This window comes from Actinomycetota bacterium (assembly GCA_040757835.1).
Taxonomy (GTDB): Bacteria; Actinomycetota; Geothermincolia; order Geothermincolales; family RBG-13-55-18; genus SURF-21.
Map to the genome: position 1 here is coordinate 6,919 of JBFLWJ010000014.1, position 17,839 is coordinate 24,757.

The 17,839-nt window shown below is 63.8% G+C and carries 17 protein-coding genes; 12 read left to right on the plus strand and 5 right to left on the minus strand.

Annotated elements, in window-relative coordinates:
* On the plus strand, window positions 1–733 hold a 733-nt coding region (locus AB1384_11215), incomplete at its 5' end, for a hypothetical protein (protein MEW6554842.1).
* Window positions 734–992: 259 nt separating this feature from the next.
* Here AB1384_11215 and AB1384_11220 read toward each other — a convergent pair.
* The 3 genes from AB1384_11220 to AB1384_11230 all read right to left on the minus strand — a co-directional run bounded on the left by AB1384_11220 (window position 993) and on the right by AB1384_11230 (window position 5,416).
* On the minus strand, window positions 993–1,691 hold the full coding sequence (locus AB1384_11220; protein MEW6554843.1) for a hypothetical protein: 699 nt from the start codon (window positions 1,689–1,691) through the stop codon (window positions 993–995).
* A gap of 135 nt (window positions 1,692–1,826) precedes the next feature.
* Window positions 1,827–2,495 (minus strand): hypothetical protein, encoded by a 669-nt coding sequence (locus AB1384_11225; GenBank protein ID MEW6554844.1) that lies wholly within the window; start codon window positions 2,493–2,495, stop codon window positions 1,827–1,829.
* A gap of 206 nt (window positions 2,496–2,701) precedes the next feature.
* Window positions 2,702–5,416, minus strand: a complete 2,715-nt coding sequence (locus tag AB1384_11230) for a DEAD/DEAH box helicase (protein ID MEW6554845.1) — start codon at window positions 5,414–5,416, stop codon at window positions 2,702–2,704.
* Between the two features lie 148 nt (window positions 5,417–5,564).
* Here AB1384_11230 and AB1384_11235 point away from each other — a divergent pair, with 148 nt between their 5' ends.
* From AB1384_11235 to AB1384_11260, 6 genes are all read left to right on the plus strand, one after another.
* A complete protein-coding gene (locus AB1384_11235; GenBank protein MEW6554846.1) occupies window positions 5,565–6,407 on the plus strand; it encodes a GNAT family N-acetyltransferase in 843 nt (280 codons plus the stop codon).
* Between the two features lie 73 nt (window positions 6,408–6,480).
* Window positions 6,481–7,806, plus strand: a complete 1,326-nt coding sequence (locus AB1384_11240; GenBank protein ID MEW6554847.1) for a phenylacetate--CoA ligase — start codon at window positions 6,481–6,483, stop codon at window positions 7,804–7,806.
* 2 nt (window positions 7,807–7,808) lie between these two features.
* On the plus strand, window positions 7,809–8,237 hold the full coding sequence (locus AB1384_11245; protein MEW6554848.1) for an ACT domain-containing protein: 429 nt from the start codon (window positions 7,809–7,811) through the stop codon (window positions 8,235–8,237).
* Entirely contained in the window at window positions 8,237–8,737 is a 501-nt protein-coding gene (locus AB1384_11250) for a DUF488 domain-containing protein (GenBank protein ID MEW6554849.1), read from the plus strand. Before AB1384_11245 ends, AB1384_11250 begins: the two co-directional genes overlap by 1 nt.
* A 255-nt stretch (window positions 8,738–8,992) precedes the next feature.
* Window positions 8,993–9,856, plus strand: coding sequence for a hypothetical protein (locus AB1384_11255; protein ID MEW6554850.1), 864 nt, complete (start codon window positions 8,993–8,995; stop codon window positions 9,854–9,856).
* An 18-nt stretch (window positions 9,857–9,874) separates the two neighbouring features.
* A complete protein-coding gene (locus AB1384_11260; GenBank protein ID MEW6554851.1) occupies window positions 9,875–10,687 on the plus strand; it encodes a hypothetical protein in 813 nt (270 codons plus the stop codon).
* A 109-nt stretch (window positions 10,688–10,796) separates the two neighbouring features.
* Here the strand turns inward: AB1384_11260 and AB1384_11265 are convergent, their stop codons facing one another.
* Both AB1384_11265 and AB1384_11270 read right to left on the minus strand, forming a co-directional pair.
* On the minus strand, window positions 10,797–11,504 hold the full coding sequence (locus tag AB1384_11265) for a class I SAM-dependent methyltransferase (GenBank protein ID MEW6554852.1): 708 nt from the start codon (window positions 11,502–11,504) through the stop codon (window positions 10,797–10,799).
* Entirely contained in the window at window positions 11,504–11,965 is a 462-nt protein-coding gene (locus AB1384_11270; protein ID MEW6554853.1) for a GNAT family N-acetyltransferase, read from the minus strand. The genes AB1384_11265 and AB1384_11270 overlap by 1 nt, the downstream gene beginning before the upstream one ends.
* A 151-nt stretch (window positions 11,966–12,116) precedes the next feature.
* Between AB1384_11270 and glyQ the strand changes: the two genes are divergently transcribed.
* The 5 genes from glyQ to AB1384_11295 all read left to right on the plus strand — a co-directional run bounded on the left by glyQ (window position 12,117) and on the right by AB1384_11295 (window position 17,783).
* A complete protein-coding gene (gene glyQ / locus AB1384_11275) occupies window positions 12,117–12,992 on the plus strand; it encodes a glycine--tRNA ligase subunit alpha (protein MEW6554854.1) in 876 nt (291 codons plus the stop codon).
* On the plus strand, window positions 12,992–15,058 hold the full coding sequence (glyS, locus tag AB1384_11280) for a glycine--tRNA ligase subunit beta (protein MEW6554855.1): 2,067 nt from the start codon (window positions 12,992–12,994) through the stop codon (window positions 15,056–15,058). The genes glyQ and glyS overlap by 1 nt, the downstream gene beginning before the upstream one ends.
* Before the next feature lie 259 nt (window positions 15,059–15,317).
* Window positions 15,318–15,839: a MarR family transcriptional regulator gene (locus AB1384_11285; GenBank protein MEW6554856.1), complete on the plus strand. Its 522-nt coding sequence runs from the start codon at window positions 15,318–15,320 to the stop codon at window positions 15,837–15,839.
* Window positions 15,823–16,539, plus strand: a complete 717-nt coding sequence (locus AB1384_11290) for an ABC transporter ATP-binding protein (GenBank protein MEW6554857.1) — start codon at window positions 15,823–15,825, stop codon at window positions 16,537–16,539. The genes AB1384_11285 and AB1384_11290 overlap by 17 nt, the downstream gene beginning before the upstream one ends.
* The gene (locus AB1384_11295; protein ID MEW6554858.1) at window positions 16,536–17,783 is read left to right on the plus strand and encodes an ABC transporter permease; all 1,248 of its coding nucleotides are present in this window, start codon (window positions 16,536–16,538) and stop codon (window positions 17,781–17,783) included. Before AB1384_11290 ends, AB1384_11295 begins: the two co-directional genes overlap by 4 nt.
* Window positions 17,784–17,839 lie beyond the last annotated feature (56 nt).

Genomic DNA, 17,839 nt, shown 5'->3' on the forward strand with positions numbered 1-17,839 from the left:
CACCGCCACCGTGGCGCCCCTCTCCCGCTACACCTTGAACGTGGCCGACGTGGTGGGCACGGGACAGGACGTCTCCATGCTGCTCACGAGCGACCTCGCGGTGGTGGCGGAGAGGCCCATGTACTTCGCCTACAACAGCCCATCGCCGCCCGCCCCCTATGTCCTGGCGGATGTGGGAGGCATCCAGGTGGTCAGCCCCGTCAGCTACCAGGAGACGGTGGGGATCATGTTCCACGAGTCAGGCCTGTATGACATACACGGCGAGCTGGCGCGCGCCCGGGTTATGGTCCCACGGGGCGGCTGCCTCCGCGACGACAACCCCGCCGCGCGCTACCCGGGGTGGTCGCCCGTGGCCGGGGGCGACCCCTACTACTGGGTGCAGGACTCGCGCGGCCGCGGCACCTTCTCCACCACGGCGGTGGACGTGGGGGCCAAGGCCGGGAGCGAGGTGCTGTCTCCGGTGGACGGCGTGGTGGAGAGCGTCGAAGCCTATGCCCTCTACGGCTCATACCCCGACCAGCGCGTGGCCATCATCCCCGATGGTGAAGCCGGCCTGAGGTTTATCGTCCTCCATATCGAGGCCGACATCGGCCCGGGCGCGCGGGTGGAGGCGGGCCGGACCGTGCTGGGCAGGGTGCGCGCCCTCTCCCTCTATTTCCGCAGCGATATCGGCACCTACTATACCGGGGACGAGGGCAACCACGCCCACCTGCAAGTCAACCTCTCGGACTAATCCAATAACTTCGACAGCCTGCATCGCGTAAGCGATAGCGCCGTCTTCGGCGCGGCGGTGCCAGTCGCCCGGCCGACTCCGATCGGCCAGGCCTGGTACGTGGACGTACGGAAACTAATCCGCCCAGTCGCCGTTACCTCCCGCTTGGCCTCGGTCGATAGCCGTACCTATCAGTTGAGGCCGACGCCACTTCCGGGGCCGAGGCGGGACAGTAAACGGGGGCGGGCACGTAGCCCGCCCCCGCTGCAGGTTCTTTTAGTTACTTCGGCAGGATCTCCGTTAGCGGGATGTCCACGAGATGAGTATAGGTGAAATAGGAGCTGCCCAGGCGGCCCCAGTAATGGTCGGTCATGGCCTCGGTGTAGTAGAGCTGGCTTTCCTCGTCCCAGTTCCACACCTCGAGCATCCCCTTCACCTCGATGTAGGCGCTGTAGGGGTCGATGGCCGCGCCGTTGGTGTCGAAGGTGAAGATCACCTTGGCATTGTCCCCGACATGGTCCGGGTAGCGCGCCCCTACGTCGTTGCCGTAATGGCTGCCGCGCCTCCACAGGTAGGACTGGCTGGCTCCCGCCTTGCCGAAGAGTATGAACGAGCGGCCCCCGCTGTGCAGGATGAGCTGCAGGGGCATGTAGTCCAGGGAGCGCTCGTTGGCCAGCCAGTCGACGGTCACCCCGAGGTGCACGTAGTTGGCCGCGCTCCAGTTGGCGTTGTAGATATCCGGCGTGAACCAGTTCATGATCACGCTCTGGGGGTCTATGTCGGATGAAGGGCTTACGGCCGTGAAGGTGTACTTGTAATCGCCCCAGAGGATGTTCGGTTTTACCGGTTCCTCTACGACCACTTCCTCGGTCTCGGTCTGTTCCTCCTCCGTTGCCTGGTCGTCCTGCGCCCAAGCCCATCCCACCAGCAATCCAGACATGAGAAAACAGAGGAGGGCGATAAGCACCACCCTTTTCATACCCGGCCCCCTTCTCTCCGATTTCCGACTTACCTTAATAAGGAAACACCTTGTCAATTGTAACATATCGGCATTTCGCCGCGGCCCCTTGAACCGCTTGCTGCTCCATCCACGCCCGCTCTCACCCGTTCCGTTTCAGGGGCTGGTGGACCCTGCCGCGCCCAGTTGGATGAGGGGGAGGCGGCTCAGCGGCACCGTCTGTGGCTGCTGCAGGTCGGTCCAGTCGATGCCGTTCAGCACCAGCTCGGCCTGGTCCATGGCGAAGGAGGAATTGAAGGCGCGGGAATAGGGCATCAGCTCCATGGTCACGATATAGACGTGGCTCTCCCCGATGCCGTCGGGGAAATCGGTGTAATCCCGCCAGATGTAGGAGTGTTTGCTGTAGTCCTTGCCGAAGATGCGGTATTCCCTGCCCTTGCAGTCGAGGAGGACCTGCAACGGGGCCTTGAGGTCGGGGTGCTCGTCGCCGGTCATGGTCACTCTCACGCGCAGGTGGACGTAGTCGCCGCCGTAATCGACCACCTCGCTGGTGGGGTTGAGGTCCCGGTCCCTCCAGGCGCCCAGGAAGGTGTAGCGGTAGTCGTACCAGTCGACGTAGGGGTACGTCTCTTCTCCGGCGACCACCCCCTCGCCGTCCGGCTGCTCCTCCGTCCGCTGCACGGCATCCGCGCCAGCCGAACTCTCGCCGGGGGCCTCCTCCATCTTCGCGCCATCCGAGCACGAGGCGAGGACCAGCGCCGCGGCTATGAACAGCCCGCATGACAGGATGGCGAGCAGGCTTTTCGCGTTTCTCAGACCTCTCAATGGCGTCTCCCGCAACGCAGCGTCCTCGACCGGATCACGCATCCAGACAAATCATAGCAGAGACGTCGCGAAACGTAGTAATGAAATACGGCTTTGGTGGTGCTGCATGGGTGAGCCCTGATCGGGGGTCAGTCACCCATGTCGCGCGGCCGCTACACCACCGAGGACGAAAATGCTGGTCGCTATTTTCAGGGCAGGCCGGTATCTCAATCCTCTTCGTCCAGAAGGTCTCCCTCGAGGGTGTCCACCACGCTGGTATAGGCCACGATGCTGCGGTGGACGAGGTCCATGGCCTCGGAGACTTTGCGCGAGAGAAGGGGGTCCTCGGCGACCTCCTTGATCTGGCGCAGGATGTCCAGGACCTGTTTCATGGAGCGCACGAAATCGCCGGCCGAGTACTGGGGGTAGTTTGACGCCATGTACTCCAGGTCCTCGCCGCTGGCCCACTCGTGGACCACGCGAACGAAACCGGCGTCGGGCTGGCGCATGAGGTCCAGCCTCTCCCTGGACTCCGTGATCTTGATGCGCCCGGCCAGGGAGCGTGCCCTGGCGATGGCTTCCTCCAGCGCCGGGGTGGGTATGGAGGGGACAGGCAGGGGTTCACGCCCCCTGCCCCGGCCGCGTCCGCCGCGGCGCGTCGCCGGGCCTTCCCTGGTCTCGAAGACGAACACGGAGGCGAAGGCGGCGGTCTCGGCGGCGTCCAGGTGGTGAAAGACCGCCTCCTGGAGGCATTCCACCAGCACCAGGTCGCACTCGTTGTAGACGCGGCTGAGCACGAGGCCCTTGGCGGTGGGCTTTTCGTCCTCCAGGTATCCCAGGCGGGTGAGCACCTTCATGATGTCCGAGAGGCGGCGGGAGGAGACATCGCTGCGCGCCTCCATCTGCTTCTCGACGCGCTCCATCTCGGCCTTGATGTTCTGCATCTGGCGGCAGGTTTCCATGCACTGTTCGCGGTTCTCGCATGTGTGGCATTCCCGGCAGGCGAGGTCGTCCCGGGCGGCTGCCAGTTCCTCGCGGTGCGGCAGGGTATGTTCCCCTTCCCACTCCTCGGGGGGCGGGATGCGGAACCCGGTCAGGGCCTGCCGCAGCTTCTTTTCCTTGGCCTTGCTGTCGGCGGGAAGGAAGGAGGAGCCCAGGTGGCCTATGGCCTGGGGCGGCAGGGGAAACTGACCGTAGGATACCTTGAGGAAGTGGCCGCGGTCGTCCATGGTTGAGATGCGCGGGTTGCCGTACTTGTCCTCGGAGATGCCCAGGACCACCGCGGGGCGGCGTGAGCCTTTGCGGTGCAGCACGATGACGTCCCCCTCGAGCAGCTCTTCCAGCTCGCGGTTGATCAGTTCTTTTCTGCGGCGTTTGCGTTCCTCCGCCATCTCCTTCTCCATGCGGGAGACCTCGGAGCGCAGCACGAAATACTCCCACGCGTTTCCGCGCTCGCACTCCACCTTTTTCTCGTGGGCGCGCAACCTCTTCACCATCTTCCCCTTCGAACGCTCCAGCCTCACCACGTCGCGGTCGGCGTGGAACTGGGCGAAGCTCGAGTTGAGCAGGTGCACGGCATTCTCCATGTCGTAGTATCGCAGCAGGTTTACGGCCATGTTGTAGGAGAGGGTGAAGCTGGAGCGGATGGGCAGGCTCTCCATCTCCGCCAGCTTCTGCACCTGCGAGAACTGCACCATGGGGTTGTAGAGGGTGGCCGCGTTGCCCACCTTGTCGATGCCCCTACGGCCGGCGCGCCCCGTGAACTGGGTGTACTCGGTGGAGGTCAGGAACTCGTGGCTCTCGCCGCTGAACTTGTACAGCGACTCTATGACCACCGTCTTCGCGGGCATGTTGATGCCCAGGGAAAGGGTCTCGGTGGCGAAGACCACCTTCACCAGCCCCTGGCCGAAGAGGTCCTCCACTATCTCCTTGAAGATGGGGAGGCGCCCGGCGTGATGGGAGGAGAGGCCCATCTTCAGAGCCTCCAGCCACTGCTCGAATCCGAACACTTTAAGGTCTTCTTCGGGCAGCCAGGCCATGCGCGCCAGCACCTGCTCCTCGATGGCTTTCTTCTCCTCGGGGGTGGTCAGATCGGCCCCGTCCTCCAGGCAGTGGGTGACTCCGGCATCGCACCCCGCACGGCTGAATATGAAGTAGATGGCCGGCAGCATTCCCGACTTGTACAGCCGCATGACCACGTCCGCACGTCGCGGGATGAGGTGCCTGGTGCGCGGCGTCCTGCCGCCCCCGCCTCGCTTGGTCATGGACTTCTCGTATTCGTCCACCACCTGGGGGGAACGGCCGGACAGCAGGTTGACCATGATGCCGCCGATCATGTAGTAGTGGCGCAGGGGGACCGGCCGCTTGTCGTGGTAGATGGTCTCCACGTCGCCGCGCAGGTCGTTGAGCCATTCGCCGAACTCGCGGTAGTTGGAGACGGTGGCGGAGAGCCCGATGATCTTCACCTCCACCGGCAGGTGGATGATTATCTCTTCCCACACCGGACCGCGGAAGGGGTCCATGAGGTAGTGGCATTCGTCCAGGACCACGTAGCGCAGCCCGTATAGGGCGTCCGAGCGCTCGTAGATCATGTTGCGCAGTACCTCGGTGGTCATGATGACCACAGGGGCGTCGCCGTTGATACTGTTGTCGCCGGTGAGCAGCCCCACGTTCTCCGATCCGTAGACCGAGCAGAAATCGCGGTACTTCTGGTTGCTCAGGGCCTTGAGGGGGGTGGTGTAGAAGGTCTTGTCCCCCGTCTGCTCGGCCGCCCATACCGCGTACTCCGCCACCACCGTCTTCCCGGAACCGGTGGGGGCGACGACCAGGACGGAACGCCCTTCGTGCAGGCACTCGATGGCCTCTTGCTGGAAGCGGTCGAGGGGGAAGGCGTATCGCGACTCGAATTCGGCTATAGCGCTCGTCTCTCTCTCACTGTTCACGCCACCATTGTAGCAGAAGGCATCGCTGCTATCAGGCCCGTGTTGGAAGAGGAGAGCAGGCGGCCCGTGTCTCGCGCCGTCCTGCGGCTTAATATATACTGCGACATTGGATACGGTCATCTGAGAAGGAGGTCGGAGGGCAGGGCAGTTGGCGTCAAGCATACGCATCGCCGAATTGGAGATAGGCAGGGAGAAAGAGGCGCTGGCCTTCCTGGAGCAGGATCCCGTGACCAACCTGCGTATCATCTGGGCCCTGCGCCGCTGGGGCCTCTTCGATCTCGGGCTGGCGGAGCAGGGCGCCTACCTTGCCGCCTGGGGAAAGAGGGGCATGCAGGGGCTGCTGCTGCTCAACAACCAGGGGATGATGAGGGTGGCCGCGAAGGGCGAGACGGCCCGGGCGCTGGTGGAGGGGGCGCTCTCGGAGTTGGACATGCCGGAGGTGCTGGCCGGGCCCGAGGAAGAGGTCGAGGAGCTGCTGGATGGAGTGGGAGGGCTGGCGCAGTCGGTTGTGCACCGCGAGGAGGAGGTCAGCCTGGTGCTCTCTCGCGGCGACTTCATCCCTTTCTGGGGCAGAGCGGAGCAAGCGGGGGACGAGGACCTCGACTCCCTGGCCACCCTGGAGAAGTTGCTCCACGAGGAGCTGCTGGGGAGCGCCCCCGAGAACTGGGTCATACGTACCCAATTGCGGCGTGCCCTCGAAGACGGAGCGGCGGCGCTGGTGCGCTGGGACGGCAGACCGGTGGCCAAGGCGCAGATCGAGGCCGCAACTCCCCTGGCGGACGAACTCGGCGGGGTCATCACCGTGGGTGACAGGCGCAGGTGCGGCTTCGCGGCGTCGGCCTGTACGGTGGTGTGCGAATGGTCCCTGTCTCGCGGCAAGACGGTGCGCCTGGAGACACAGCGCGACAACGAGGCCGCCATCGCCCTCTACAGGGGCCTCGGTTTCAAGGAGCTCTTCCCCCACCTGGTGGTCAGGTTCCATCAATATTGACCCCATTGAAGACCGTGGATGCGGCCCCTAGAATTGAAAACTGAAGATACGACCCTTGGAGTGGAGGAGGGCGATGGCCCCGGATAGCGAGCACTGGGACCCGGAAATGGAGACTCTGGCAGGGGAGGGACTGGAGCGCCTGCAGCTGCAGCGCCTGCGTGAGACCCTGGAGCGGTGCGGCCGCAGCCCCTTCTACCAGGCATGGTTCAGTGACGCGGGTTTTGATCCCGGCGGCGTTACCTCTCTGGAGGACATCCGGCGCCTGCCTTGCATGGACAAAAACACCCTGAGGGGCGGGGACCCCGCCCGCTTTCTCACCGTCCCCATGGACGATATCGTGCGCATGCATTCCTCCTCGGGCACCACGGGACAGGCCACGGTCATCTTCCACACCGCCCGCGACATCGAGGCGTGGGCCGGACTGGTAGCCCGATGCATGTACATGGTGGGCGTCCGCCGCTCGGACGTCTTCCAGAACATGATGGGCTACGGGCTCTTCACCGGCGGCCTCGGTTTCCACTACGCCGCCGAGAGGATCGGCACCCTGGTCATCCCCGCCGGCTCCGGGAACAGCAGACGCCAGATCCAGCTGATGCGGGAGTTCCACACCACCGTGGTGCATATCATCCCCTCCTACGCCCTCTACCTGCTCGAGGTCTTCGCCGAGATGGGGCTGGACCCGCGCCAGGACACGGAACTGCGCATCGCTTTCATCGGAGCCGAGCCGCACACCGAGGGGCTGCGGCGCCGCGTCGAGAGATCGTATGGCGTGGACGCCTTCAACTCCTACGGGCTCTCGGAGATGTGCGGTCCGGGGGTGGCCTTCGAATGCCCCGCGAAGCAGGGCATGCACGTGTGGGAGGACAGCTTCCTCATGGAGGTGCTGGACCCGCTCACCCTGGAGCCGGTGGAGGAGGGGGAGGAAGGCGAGCTGGTGTTCACCTCGCTCAACCGCGAGGGCATGCCCCTGCTGCGTTACCGCACGCGCGACCTGGCCGCGACCGTCCCCGGCCCCTGCCCCTGCGGCAGGGCACACCGCCGCATCTCGCGCATCAAGGGGCGCAGCGACGACATGTTCATCGTCAAGGGGGTGAACATCTTCCCCATGCAGGTGGAGAAGGTGCTCCTGGGCGTGCTGGGCGTGGGCTCCAACTACCAGATCGTCCTGGACACGGTGGGGTCCATGGACGAGATGCGCGTGCTGGTGGAGGTGGCGGGCGAGCTCTGGCACGGCGAGGTGCGGGAGCTCAACAGCCTGCGCCGCAGGATCACCGAGGAGCTGCGCCAGGAGGTCCTCCTCACCCCCATTGTGGAGCTGGTGGAGCCCGGCTCGCTGCCGGCGGGGGAGGGCAAGGCGGTGCGGGTAGTGGACAGGAGAGATCACGCGAGGGGGGATTGAGCATGGCCAACCAGGTCAACGTCTTCGCCCAGAACCGGCCGGGCAGGCTGGAACGCCTGACCGAGGTGCTCCTCGAGGAGGGCATAAACATCCGCGCCATCACCATCTCCGGCGCCGAGGATTACGGCGTCATCAAACTGCTCGTGGACGACCCCCACAAGGCCTTCGGGGCGCTGCAGCGCGAGGGCTTTTCCGCCTTCCTCAAAGAGGTGATCGCCGTGGTCATGGACGACCGGCCGGGCGGACTACACCGTATCTGCAGGGTCCTCGGGGAGAGCGGGGTGAACGTGGAGGACGCCTACGGTTTCGTCTTCCAGGACCGCAAGACGGCTATCCTCGTGGTGGAGGTGGACCGGGTGGCCGAGGCGGAGGAGATCCTCAGCGCCAAGGGCCTCGAGTTCCTCTCCGACGCCGAGCTTTATTCCCTGTGATGGAAGGCCCCGCGAAGACCGTCTACACTCTGGGGACGAGCACGCGCACCTGGGAAAGGTTCCTGGACGTACTGCTGGCCTGGGGCATCGCCAGGGTATGCGACGTGCGCTCCTTCCCCGGCAGCCGCAGGTATCCCCATTTCTCCCGGGAAAACCTGGCCGCTTCCCTGCGCGAGGCGGGGCTGGACTACGTATGGCTGGGGGAGCGGTTGGGGGGCTACCGCAAAGGGGGCTACGAGGCCCATATGGAGACCGAAGCCTTTGTTGCGGGCATCTCGGAGCTGGAGCACCTCGCTGCTGAGGCCCCTACGGCCATCGTATGCGCGGAGGCTCTGCCCTGGAAATGCCACCGCCGCTTCATCGCCAGGGTCCTGGAGGAGCGGGGCTGGGACGTAGTGCACGTCATCGACGCCTCCCGCGACTGGAAGGGGTCGTATCCTCAGTCTTCAGTCCAACCAACCCTGCCGTCAACAGGTCCGGACTCCCTTACAGAAGAATGAAGGCGCGGCCCCATACGAACCCATTGGGAATCACGGATTGAAGACCGTTCCGATAAGCGATAGTTGTCGGAAAATCGAAGACTGAAGATACGACCCCAGGAACAGCGCTACCTTTTGCCTCGTCTTAAGCGATTGATGGACGGTACGATAAATGATTGATGGACGGTACGATAAATGGTAGAGCCGGGACTAAAGCCCCGGGGTTGTGTTATTTTTAGTGCGAGCGGGAATGCGCGGTGATGAAAGCGAGGGAATATGCGTAGAATAACGGCTGGGGCCGCGGCGCTCATGGTCTGCCTGGTCTTGGGGGTCTCCGTCTTTGTGGCCGCGTGTGGCGGTGGCGGCGCCGAGGGACTGCCGCAGAGGGAGATGCCTGAAAACGCCACGCCGGAGAAGATCATGCTCGACGGGTTGAACGCCACCGACGCGGCCCAGACCCTCCACTACATCTTCGACTATTCCTTCATCGTCCCCCCCACCGGTCAGCAGGCGTACACCAGCGAAGTGGCGCTCAATGGCGAGGGGGATTACGATGCCGGGAGCGGAAACGCCCAGGCCCACATGATATGGCCCTCCTTCGAGCTCGAGTTCGATTACGTGCTCTATGACGGCGTGCAGTATTACCGCGCCGATGAGAACGGACCCTGGTACGAACTCCCGGCCGGTTCCTCGCTGAGCGTTCCCAGCGTGTCCGAGATAACCCGCAATACCGCCGAATACATGGACAACTTCCAGAAGATAACCCGCCTTGAGGACGCCATGGTCAACGACCGCGACTGCTATCACATCGCCATGGTGCCCAATTTCGATGCCATCATGGAGAACCAGGAGTTCCTGGATATGCTCAGGGGTGACCAGGAACAGCTGGACGAAGAGACCTTGAGCAGGCTGGAGGAGATCAAGTCGTCCCTGAAGGAGGCCAGCGTCAACTACGAGTACTGGTTCGACAAGGAGTACCTTGTGCTCAGGCGCACCGTGTACAACATCGAGATGGTGCAGGCGGCGAGCGAACAGTCTTCCTCCTATACCGTGAAGATGATCATGGAGATAGACTTCCCCACCTACAACCAGGAAGTCGAGATCACCAAGCCCGAGGAGGCCCTGCTCTACAAGGAATAACGTCCGGAGGTGTTGGGCTTGACCAAGAGAGCGTTCTTTCTCGCCATAACCCTGACCACCCTGCTCGCCGTGGTCCTGGCGCTGGCCGGCTGCGGTGGCAAGGAGCAGAGCCTCGATGAGTCTTTCCAGGCGGCCACCCAGGCCGCCCGGGACGCCGGCAGCGCGCATGCCCAGATCAACGCGTCCCTCTCTCCCCTGGAGGGAGAGGGAGGCATGGGCCTTAACGTCCAGGGGGATGCCTGGATGGACATGGATGCCGGCGCCCTGGAGGCGCGCTTCACGGTCCTGGGCATGGAAGTCTCGCTGCGCTACGTGGACGGCACCGCTTACGTGCAGTTCGGGGGCGGGTGGTACGTGCTCCAGGGGGAGCTGATGGAGGACATCGACGAGGGCACCATCGATGCCCTGGTGGGACTGCTCTCCTCCATCCCGGAGATCATCTCCTCCACGGTGGAGCTGAACGAGGTGGGAGAGAAGTCGGTCGGGGACTACGAGTGCGTGGAAGTGGAGCTGGTGCCAGACCTGCCGGCCATCATGGCCCTGGACCCCGTGCGCAAGCTCGTCGGCGAGCTGGACATGAGCGAGGACGAAGCGCTCGAGTACCTCGAGGAAGCAGACATCGCCATCGAGGTATATATCCAGAAAGACGAACCGGTGATCCGCCGAGCGTACCTGGCCGCTACCATGGAGCTGCCTGCCATGGGAGATATCGTGGGCATCCCGCTACTCCCTGAAGTGGCGCGCATCGAGGTCACCGTGGACTTCCCGGAGTACGGCGTCGAGGTGGACGTGAAGGCCCCCGAGGACGCAAAACCCTTCGAAGGCCTGTAGGTGTTTCCCGGGCCGACCGGGCAATGGTCTCCGCTCGCGGCGCTTTCCGGCCCGGACCTCCGGGTTGGGCTCCACTGCGGATGTTTCATTCGAGACAGGGCAATGTTTGCTACGCAACCAATTTGCAGCTTATGACCTTGACGAGGTCGACGGGCGGGAGGTCGATCACTTCGAAACCTCGGAAGCCGGCGCCAGAGAGCACCGCCTCCCATTCCCCCACCGTGGTGATGTATTCACCATCGCCCCGCAGCAGGTGGGGGATGGACTGCAGCTCCCCCAACATCATCGCCCAGGCGCCGTGGTCGAGAGAGTAGAGCGCCTTCGCCACCAGCAGCTCGATGACGTCCCTCACCTTCTCCGGGTCGTCCAAGTCGCCGGCCACGCGGCAGAAGGGGTCGGCATGGATGAAGCGCCCGCCGCGCTCCATGACGCGGGCCAGCTCTCTCGCCATGCCCGGTTTGTCCTCCGTGGGTACATGATGCAGGGCGAGGGAGGACACGATGAGGTCGAAGCTGCCGTCCGGGTAAGGGATGGAAAGCGCGTCGCCCTCCATTATCTCCACGTTGGGCTTCCCGGCGAACCGTTCCGCGCAGACCTCACGCATGCCCCTGGAGGGATCGATCCCGATGAACCTCGCGTCCGGGGACTCCTCCAGAAGGAGCGCGATGAGGTTGCCAGTGCCACACCCTATATCGAGCGCCCTCTCGATCCTGCCACCGGCCGCGCTCTTTACCACCGCCGCGAGGATCATCGCGTACATGGGGTCCTTGAAGAAGGCCTCGTCGAACCCCGGCGCCATCTCGTCCCAGTCGGCCATCATCCCTCTCCGTCTTTCAGTTCCTTCTCGAACAGGATGCTCTCACGGTCGAAGCCGTAGGCCCGGTAGAAGCGGATCGCCCGCTCGTTGTCGGACGTGGTGTCCAGGCAGACCTCGCAGCATCCCCGATCCCTTGCCAGGCTGAAGGCCTCGTCCAGGAGGCGCTTTCCGGTGCCGCGTCCCCGGTGGCCGGCGTCTACCACCAGCTCGTCCACGATCAAGTACGGGCAATGGCCGTATAGGGACTGCAGTATCGAGGTGCTCATCACGGCAACCAGGCGGCCGTCCATCTCGGCCACGTAGACCTGGTGGTCGTCGCTCTCCAGGTAGCGCTCGTAGATGGCGAGCACCCCCGCCTTGTCCGCCCGTTTCTCTTCTTTGAACTGGTCCCGCAGTTGCCCCAACAGCGTGAAGACCGCGTCGAAGTCCTCCCGCCTTGCCTCCCTGATCGCTACGCCCATTTCTCCTCCATTTTCTGGTGCCGTGTCTTCACTCTTCGATTAAACGATTGCATGTCGGAAAACTGAAGCATGAAGATACGGCCCCAGCTATCAGGTGCATGCCGCTATTTGATATCATAGCCGTAATCGTAAAGCCGGAGGTAAGCTTAGCATGTTTTTTCAGGACATGATAATAGCCCTGCAGTCCTACTGGACGGGGCGCGGCTGCATCCTCGTCCAGCCCCACGATGTCGAGGTGGGGGCGGGCACCTTCAATCCCGCCACCTTCCTGCGTGCCCTGGGACCTGAACCGTGGCGGGTGGCCTACGTGGAGCCCTCGCGGCGGCCCACCGACGGGCGCTACGGCGAGAACCCCAACCGCCTGCACCAGCACACCCAGTTCCAGGTGATCCTGAAACCCTCCCCCGATGACATCCAGGACATCTACCTGGACTCGCTGCGGGCCATCTCCATCGACCCCAACCGACACGACGTGCGCTTCGTCGAGGACGACTGGGAGTCCCCGACCTTGGGCGCCTGGGGGCTGGGCTGGGAGGTGTGGCTGGACGGCATGGAGATAACCCAGTTCACCTACTTCCAGCAGGTGGGTTCCCTGGACTGCCGCCCTGTCTCCGTGGAGCTGACTTACGGCATGGAGAGGCTGGCCATGTACGTGCAGGAGGTGGACAACGTCTACGACGTGCGCTGGAACGAGACCCTGACCTACGGCGACGTGCAGCACCGGGCGGAGGTGGAGTGGAGCACGTACTGTTTCGACCAGGCGGACACCGACATGACCCTGGACCTCTTCGACCGCAACGAGGCCGAGGCCAAGAGGTTGCTGGATAAAGGCCTGGTGCTCCCGGCCTACGATTGCGTCCTCAAGTGCTCTCACCTCTTCAACATCCTCGATGCGCGCGGGGTCATCAGCGTCACCGAGCGCACCGGCTACATCGCGCGGGTCAGGGACATCGCCCGGGGGGCGGCCTCCGCCTACCTGGCGCAGCGCGAGGAGATGGGCTTCCCCATGCTGGAGGGGGGTGCCTGATGGCCAGGGACCTTCTGCTGGAGATAGGCACCGAGGAACTCCCGTGGGGAGCGGTGGAAGATGGGCGCCGCCAGCTCGCCGAGAACGCGGCCACCATGCTGGATAAAGAGAGGCTGCGCCACGGCGATATCGCCGTCTATTCCACGCCGCGCCGCCTCACCCTGCTGGTCAAGGGACTGGAGGAGAGGCAGGACGACGTGGAGGCCGAAGTGCGCGGGCCGTCGCGCGAGGCGGCATTCGGCGCTGACAACATGCCCACCAAAGCGGCCGAGGGGTTCGCTCGCTCTCGCGGGCTGAAGGTGGAGGAGCTGGAAGTCCGCTCCACCGAGAAAGGCGATTTCGTCTTCGCGGTGGTGCGCGAGGAGGGAAGACCCGCCCTGGAGGTGCTCCCCGGGGTCCTGGATGCCCTCATCCGTTCCCTCTCCTTCCGCAAGTCCATGCGCTGGGGGGAGGGCGAGTTCCGCTTCGCCCGCCCCGTACGCTGGCTGATGGCGCTCTACGGAGACGACGTAGTGCCTCTGGCCTTCGAGGGCCTGCAGGCGGGACGCGCGAGCCGCGGCCACCGCTTCCTCTCGGTGGGCGAGGTGGAGATAGGAGGACCAGGGGATTACCTGGACAGACTGCGGGCATCTTTCGTGCTGGCGGACGAGGAGGAACGCCGCCGGGCTGTCCTCTCGGGTGTCGAGGAGGCCATGGCCGCCCGGGGACTTCGGGCGGTGCCGGGCGACGACACCCTGGACGAGGTGGTCGACCTGGTCGAATATCCCCACGTCATAGTGGGAGAGTTCGAGGAACGCTTCCTGGAGCTGCCGCGGGAGGTCCTGGAGACGGCCATGCAGGAGCACCAGCGCTATTTTCCGGTGGAGGGCGCCCAGGGCTCCCTTGCCGCCGCCTTCCTGGTGGTGCACAACGGCGACCCCGCCATGGCGGAGACCATTGCCAGGGGCAACGAGCGGGTGCTGCGCGCCAGGCTCGAGGACGCCGCTTTCTTCTACCGCGAGGACCTCGCGGTATCCCTTGAGGACCGCCTGGAGGGCCTGAAGGCGGTCATCTGGCAGGCCAAGCTGGGCTCGATGTACGAAAAGTGCCAGCGCCTGCGCGAGCTCTGTTCGTTCATCTGCCGCAAGGCCCACCTCGATCCCGGGGTGGAGGAGGCGGCTAAGCGCGCCGCCCTGCTGTGCAAATCGGACCTGGTGACCTCCATGGTGGTGGAGTTCCCCTCCCTGCAGGGGATCATGGGACGCATCTACGCCCTGGCAAGCGGCGAGGCGGCGGACACCGCCATGGCCATCGAGGAGCACTACCGGCCACGCTTCTCAGGGGACGAACCGCCCTCGACCACCACCGGCATCGTCCTCTCCCTGGCCGAGAAGGCGGACAACCTGGCGGGGTGCTTCGGCGCCGGGATGGCCCCCACCGGCTCCGAGGACCCCTACGCGCTGCGCCGCCAGGCGCAGGCGGTGATGCCGCTCCTGGTCGGAGTACGCATGCACCTGGATTTCGCGGCGGTGGTGGAGGATGCGGCATCCAGGCTGGGCTTCTCCGATCCATCCGGGGTCGCGCAGGAGGTGGCGGAGTTCTGCCGGCAACGCTGGAGGCAGGCGCTGATCGGCGAGGGTTTCGACTACGACCTGGTGGCCGCCGCTCTTTCCGGCGCTCCGGAGGACCCCTACGACGCGCGCTGCCGCCTGGAGGCCATGAGCGAGGCGCGCCGCGGCGGCCGCCTGCAGAAGGCCTATACCGGGTTCGAACGCTGCTTTAACCTCTCGCGCAAGGCGGGGGAGACCGGCCTCGAAGAGGCGCTGCTCACGGAGGAGGCGGAGAAGAACCTCTACTCTCGCCTTGTATGGGCCCAGCAACCACTCCGGGACCACCTGGACTCGGACGAGCACGCCGCCGCCTTGGGGATATTGCTGGAGCTGGCCCCCGACGTCGACCGCTTCTTCGAGACCATCTTCGTCATGGGCGACGACGAGAGGCTGCGCGACAACCGCCTGGCCCTGCTCTCCATGGTGGCGGGGCTCTTCCTGGAGTTCGCCGACTTCACGGAGATAGTGACCGAGTAGGGGTCGTATCTTCGGTCTTCAACTCAATCACCCTTAGCTTCCCATATCGCGGACTCTCGGATTGAAGACCGAAGATACGACCCCATGAAGACCCTATATCGCGGACTCACGGATCGAAATCTGAAGATACGACCCCATCTTTCAATTAGTCGATTCTCTGTCGGAAAATTGAAGACTGAGGATACGACCCCTTGACAGAACACATGGGTGGAGATATTATTGCAATAATACAACAATTGTAATAAGGAAGATATATAACATGAGGGACAGAGCGAGGAACGCGGAGGCAGAGCAAACCTATTATCTGCTCCATCTATGCGTCAGGCTTCTACACGGATTCGGCTCGCATATTTTAAGGGACGCCGGGCTCAGGCCGCCCCAGATAGCGTTTCTCGGCTTCCTCCATGAAGCGGGCCCGCTCAGCATGAGCGCGATCTCAAAGTTCACCAACGTGACCGTCAGCGTGGCCACCAGGTTTATTGAGCGTCTTGAAGGCAAGGGGCTGGTCGAGCGCGTACCGGACGAGAAGGACCGCAGGGTCGTCCTGGTAAGGCTGTCCGACGAAGGAAACCGGATGGCAGGCGACTTGATCAAGGCCGGCAGCGAGAGCCTGAACAAGGCCCTGGGGGAGATCGATCGCGACGATTTCAAAATATTTTGTAGCGTACTCTCACTGATCATCGAGAAGATGGCAGCGGATTTTCCATTGGAGCATTTCTCCGAAATAACGTCGACGCAAATGCGGGAGGCAAAGGAGGCAGGCGGTGCAGACAAACGATAACGGCGTGACGCGGAACGGCATGAACCGTATCGAGCTCGAGGACATCCACAAGCTCTACAACATGGGTGGCGAGGATGTGCACGCGCTGCGGGGCGTGTCGCTCGAGATTGGAAAAGGCGAATTCGTGGCAATCATGGGCCCTTCAGGTTCCGGCAAGACCACCCTCATGAACATCATCGGACTCCTGGACAAGCCCTCTTCGGGCGGCTATTACCTGGACGGAAAGAGCGTGAGCGATATCGGCAAAGCGGAGCAGGCAGGCATCCGGAACCGGAAGATAGGGTTCGTTTTCCAGGCCTTCAACCTCCTCCCCCGTACCACGGTGCTGGACAACGTGCTGTTGCCTGCCATCTACGGCAAGAGCGACGGCAGGCGGGAAAGGGCAATGGAATTGATCGAACGCTTCGGCCTGGAGAGCGTCGCGCACCACAGGAGCAACCAGCTATCGGGCGGACAGATCCAGAGGGTGGCCATCGCGCGGGCTCTGATCATGGACCCGGCGATAATAATCGCCGACGAGCCTACCGGAAATCTCGATTCCGTGACCTCCGCCGAGATCATCGGCGTCTTTCGCGAGATCAACGGCGATGGCGCCACTATCGTCCTCATCACCCACGAGCCGGAGATGGCGGCCATGGCCGATCGCACGGTGATGTTGCGCGACGGCCGGATAGTGGCGCCGGGAGGCATCGGGTCATGAAAGCGGCCAGAGTGGTAAGGCAGTCCCTCGGAGCGATCTTCGCCAACAAGGCGCGGAGCTTCCTCACCGTCCTGGGCATCGTCATCGGCATCGCCTCGGTGATCGCCCTGATGTCGCTGGGAAACGGCGCGAAGAAAGACCTGACGGAGAGCGTCTCGATCCTCGGCACGACCAACATCACGGTAACGCCGGGGGTCAGCAGCGGTACGGGACCTCTGGGATCCCATGGCGGACAGGGTCAGGGGATCACCGGAGGCCGAGAGATGTCCACCCTGACGCAGGGTGACCTCGATGCGCTCGCGGCCATGACCGGATCGTCGGGGATCAGCGCGGTCTCGGGCAATATCGCTGCCACCAGTATATTCGAAACACAGCAGGGCGAGCGGCGTTTTCAGGTGACCGGCACCTCGCAGCACTACCCAGGGATAATGAACCTGGAGGTGGCCGAGGGCGGATGGTATACCGAGCAGGACGTGGAGTCCGGAGCCGCGGTGATCGTCCTCGGCAGCGACCTGGCGGGGGCGGTATCCGGGGGAGAGACCCCCATGGGAAAGAGCCTGCAGGTGGGGGGCGACCAGTACACGGTGATAGGCGTCCTCGGGGTGGCGGAAGAGAACGGCATAACCAATCCCAACGAGGGGGCTTTTATCCCTTACACTGCGGCAAGGACCAGTTTCGACACGGAATATTTCTCCTCCATCGTCATCCAGGCGCAGGACGAGGGGAGCGTCGATGCGGTAAAGGAAGAAGCCACCGGGGTCCTTCTCTCCAACCACGGTATCGAGGACGAGGAACTGGCGGATTTCACCGTGCGTTCCTCCCAGGACCTGCTGGCCACGATCTCCAGTATCACCGACATCATGACCGCCTTCCTGGCGGGCATAGCGGCGATATCCCTGCTGGTCGGGGGGATCGGGATAATGAACATCATGCTCGTCTCGGTTACCGAGCGTACGCGGGAGATCGGTCTCAGGAAGGCCGTAGGGGCCAGGACCATCGACATCCTCGTGCAGTTCATCGCGGAAGCGGTGATGCTCACCTTTGCCGGTGGGATCCTCGGCATCCTGTTCGGGCAGGTCCTGAGCGTGGCTGCCGGACACATGCTTGAGTTCTCCACCGTCGTCACCGGCGGCTCCGTGCTGCTCGCCGTTTTCGTGGCCGCGGTGATCGGCATCGTATTCGGGATCTATCCAGCGGCCAAAGCGGCCCGTCTTGACCCCATAGAGGCGCTACGTTATGAATAAACACCGATGCAAAGGGTCAGGAGCCTGTTGCGCAATCTCGGATACGGCGCGTGAGG

Excerpts from the sequence above, each read along its gene's own strand:
- AB1384_11220 (MEW6554843.1), bottom strand. The coding sequence starts at position 1,691 with ATGAAAAGGGTGGTGCTTATCGCCCTCCTCTGTTTTCTCATGTCTGGA.
- AB1384_11240 (MEW6554847.1), top strand. The coding sequence starts at position 6,481 with ATGGCCCCGGATAGCGAGCACTGGGACCCGGAAATGGAGACTCTGGCA.
- AB1384_11245 (MEW6554848.1), top strand. The coding sequence starts at position 7,809 with ATGGCCAACCAGGTCAACGTCTTCGCCCAGAACCGGCCGGGCAGGCTG.
- AB1384_11250 (MEW6554849.1), top strand. The coding sequence starts at position 8,237 with ATGGAAGGCCCCGCGAAGACCGTCTACACTCTGGGGACGAGCACGCGC.
- AB1384_11255 (MEW6554850.1), top strand. The coding sequence starts at position 8,993 with ATGCGTAGAATAACGGCTGGGGCCGCGGCGCTCATGGTCTGCCTGGTC.
- AB1384_11265 (MEW6554852.1), bottom strand. The coding sequence starts at position 11,504 with ATGGCCGACTGGGACGAGATGGCGCCGGGGTTCGACGAGGCCTTCTTC.
- AB1384_11270 (MEW6554853.1), bottom strand. The coding sequence starts at position 11,965 with ATGGGCGTAGCGATCAGGGAGGCAAGGCGGGAGGACTTCGACGCGGTC.
- glyQ (MEW6554854.1), top strand. The coding sequence starts at position 12,117 with ATGTTTTTTCAGGACATGATAATAGCCCTGCAGTCCTACTGGACGGGG.
- glyS (MEW6554855.1), top strand. The coding sequence starts at position 12,992 with ATGGCCAGGGACCTTCTGCTGGAGATAGGCACCGAGGAACTCCCGTGG.
- AB1384_11285 (MEW6554856.1), top strand. The coding sequence starts at position 15,318 with ATGAGGGACAGAGCGAGGAACGCGGAGGCAGAGCAAACCTATTATCTG.
- AB1384_11295 (MEW6554858.1), top strand. The coding sequence starts at position 16,536 with ATGAAAGCGGCCAGAGTGGTAAGGCAGTCCCTCGGAGCGATCTTCGCC.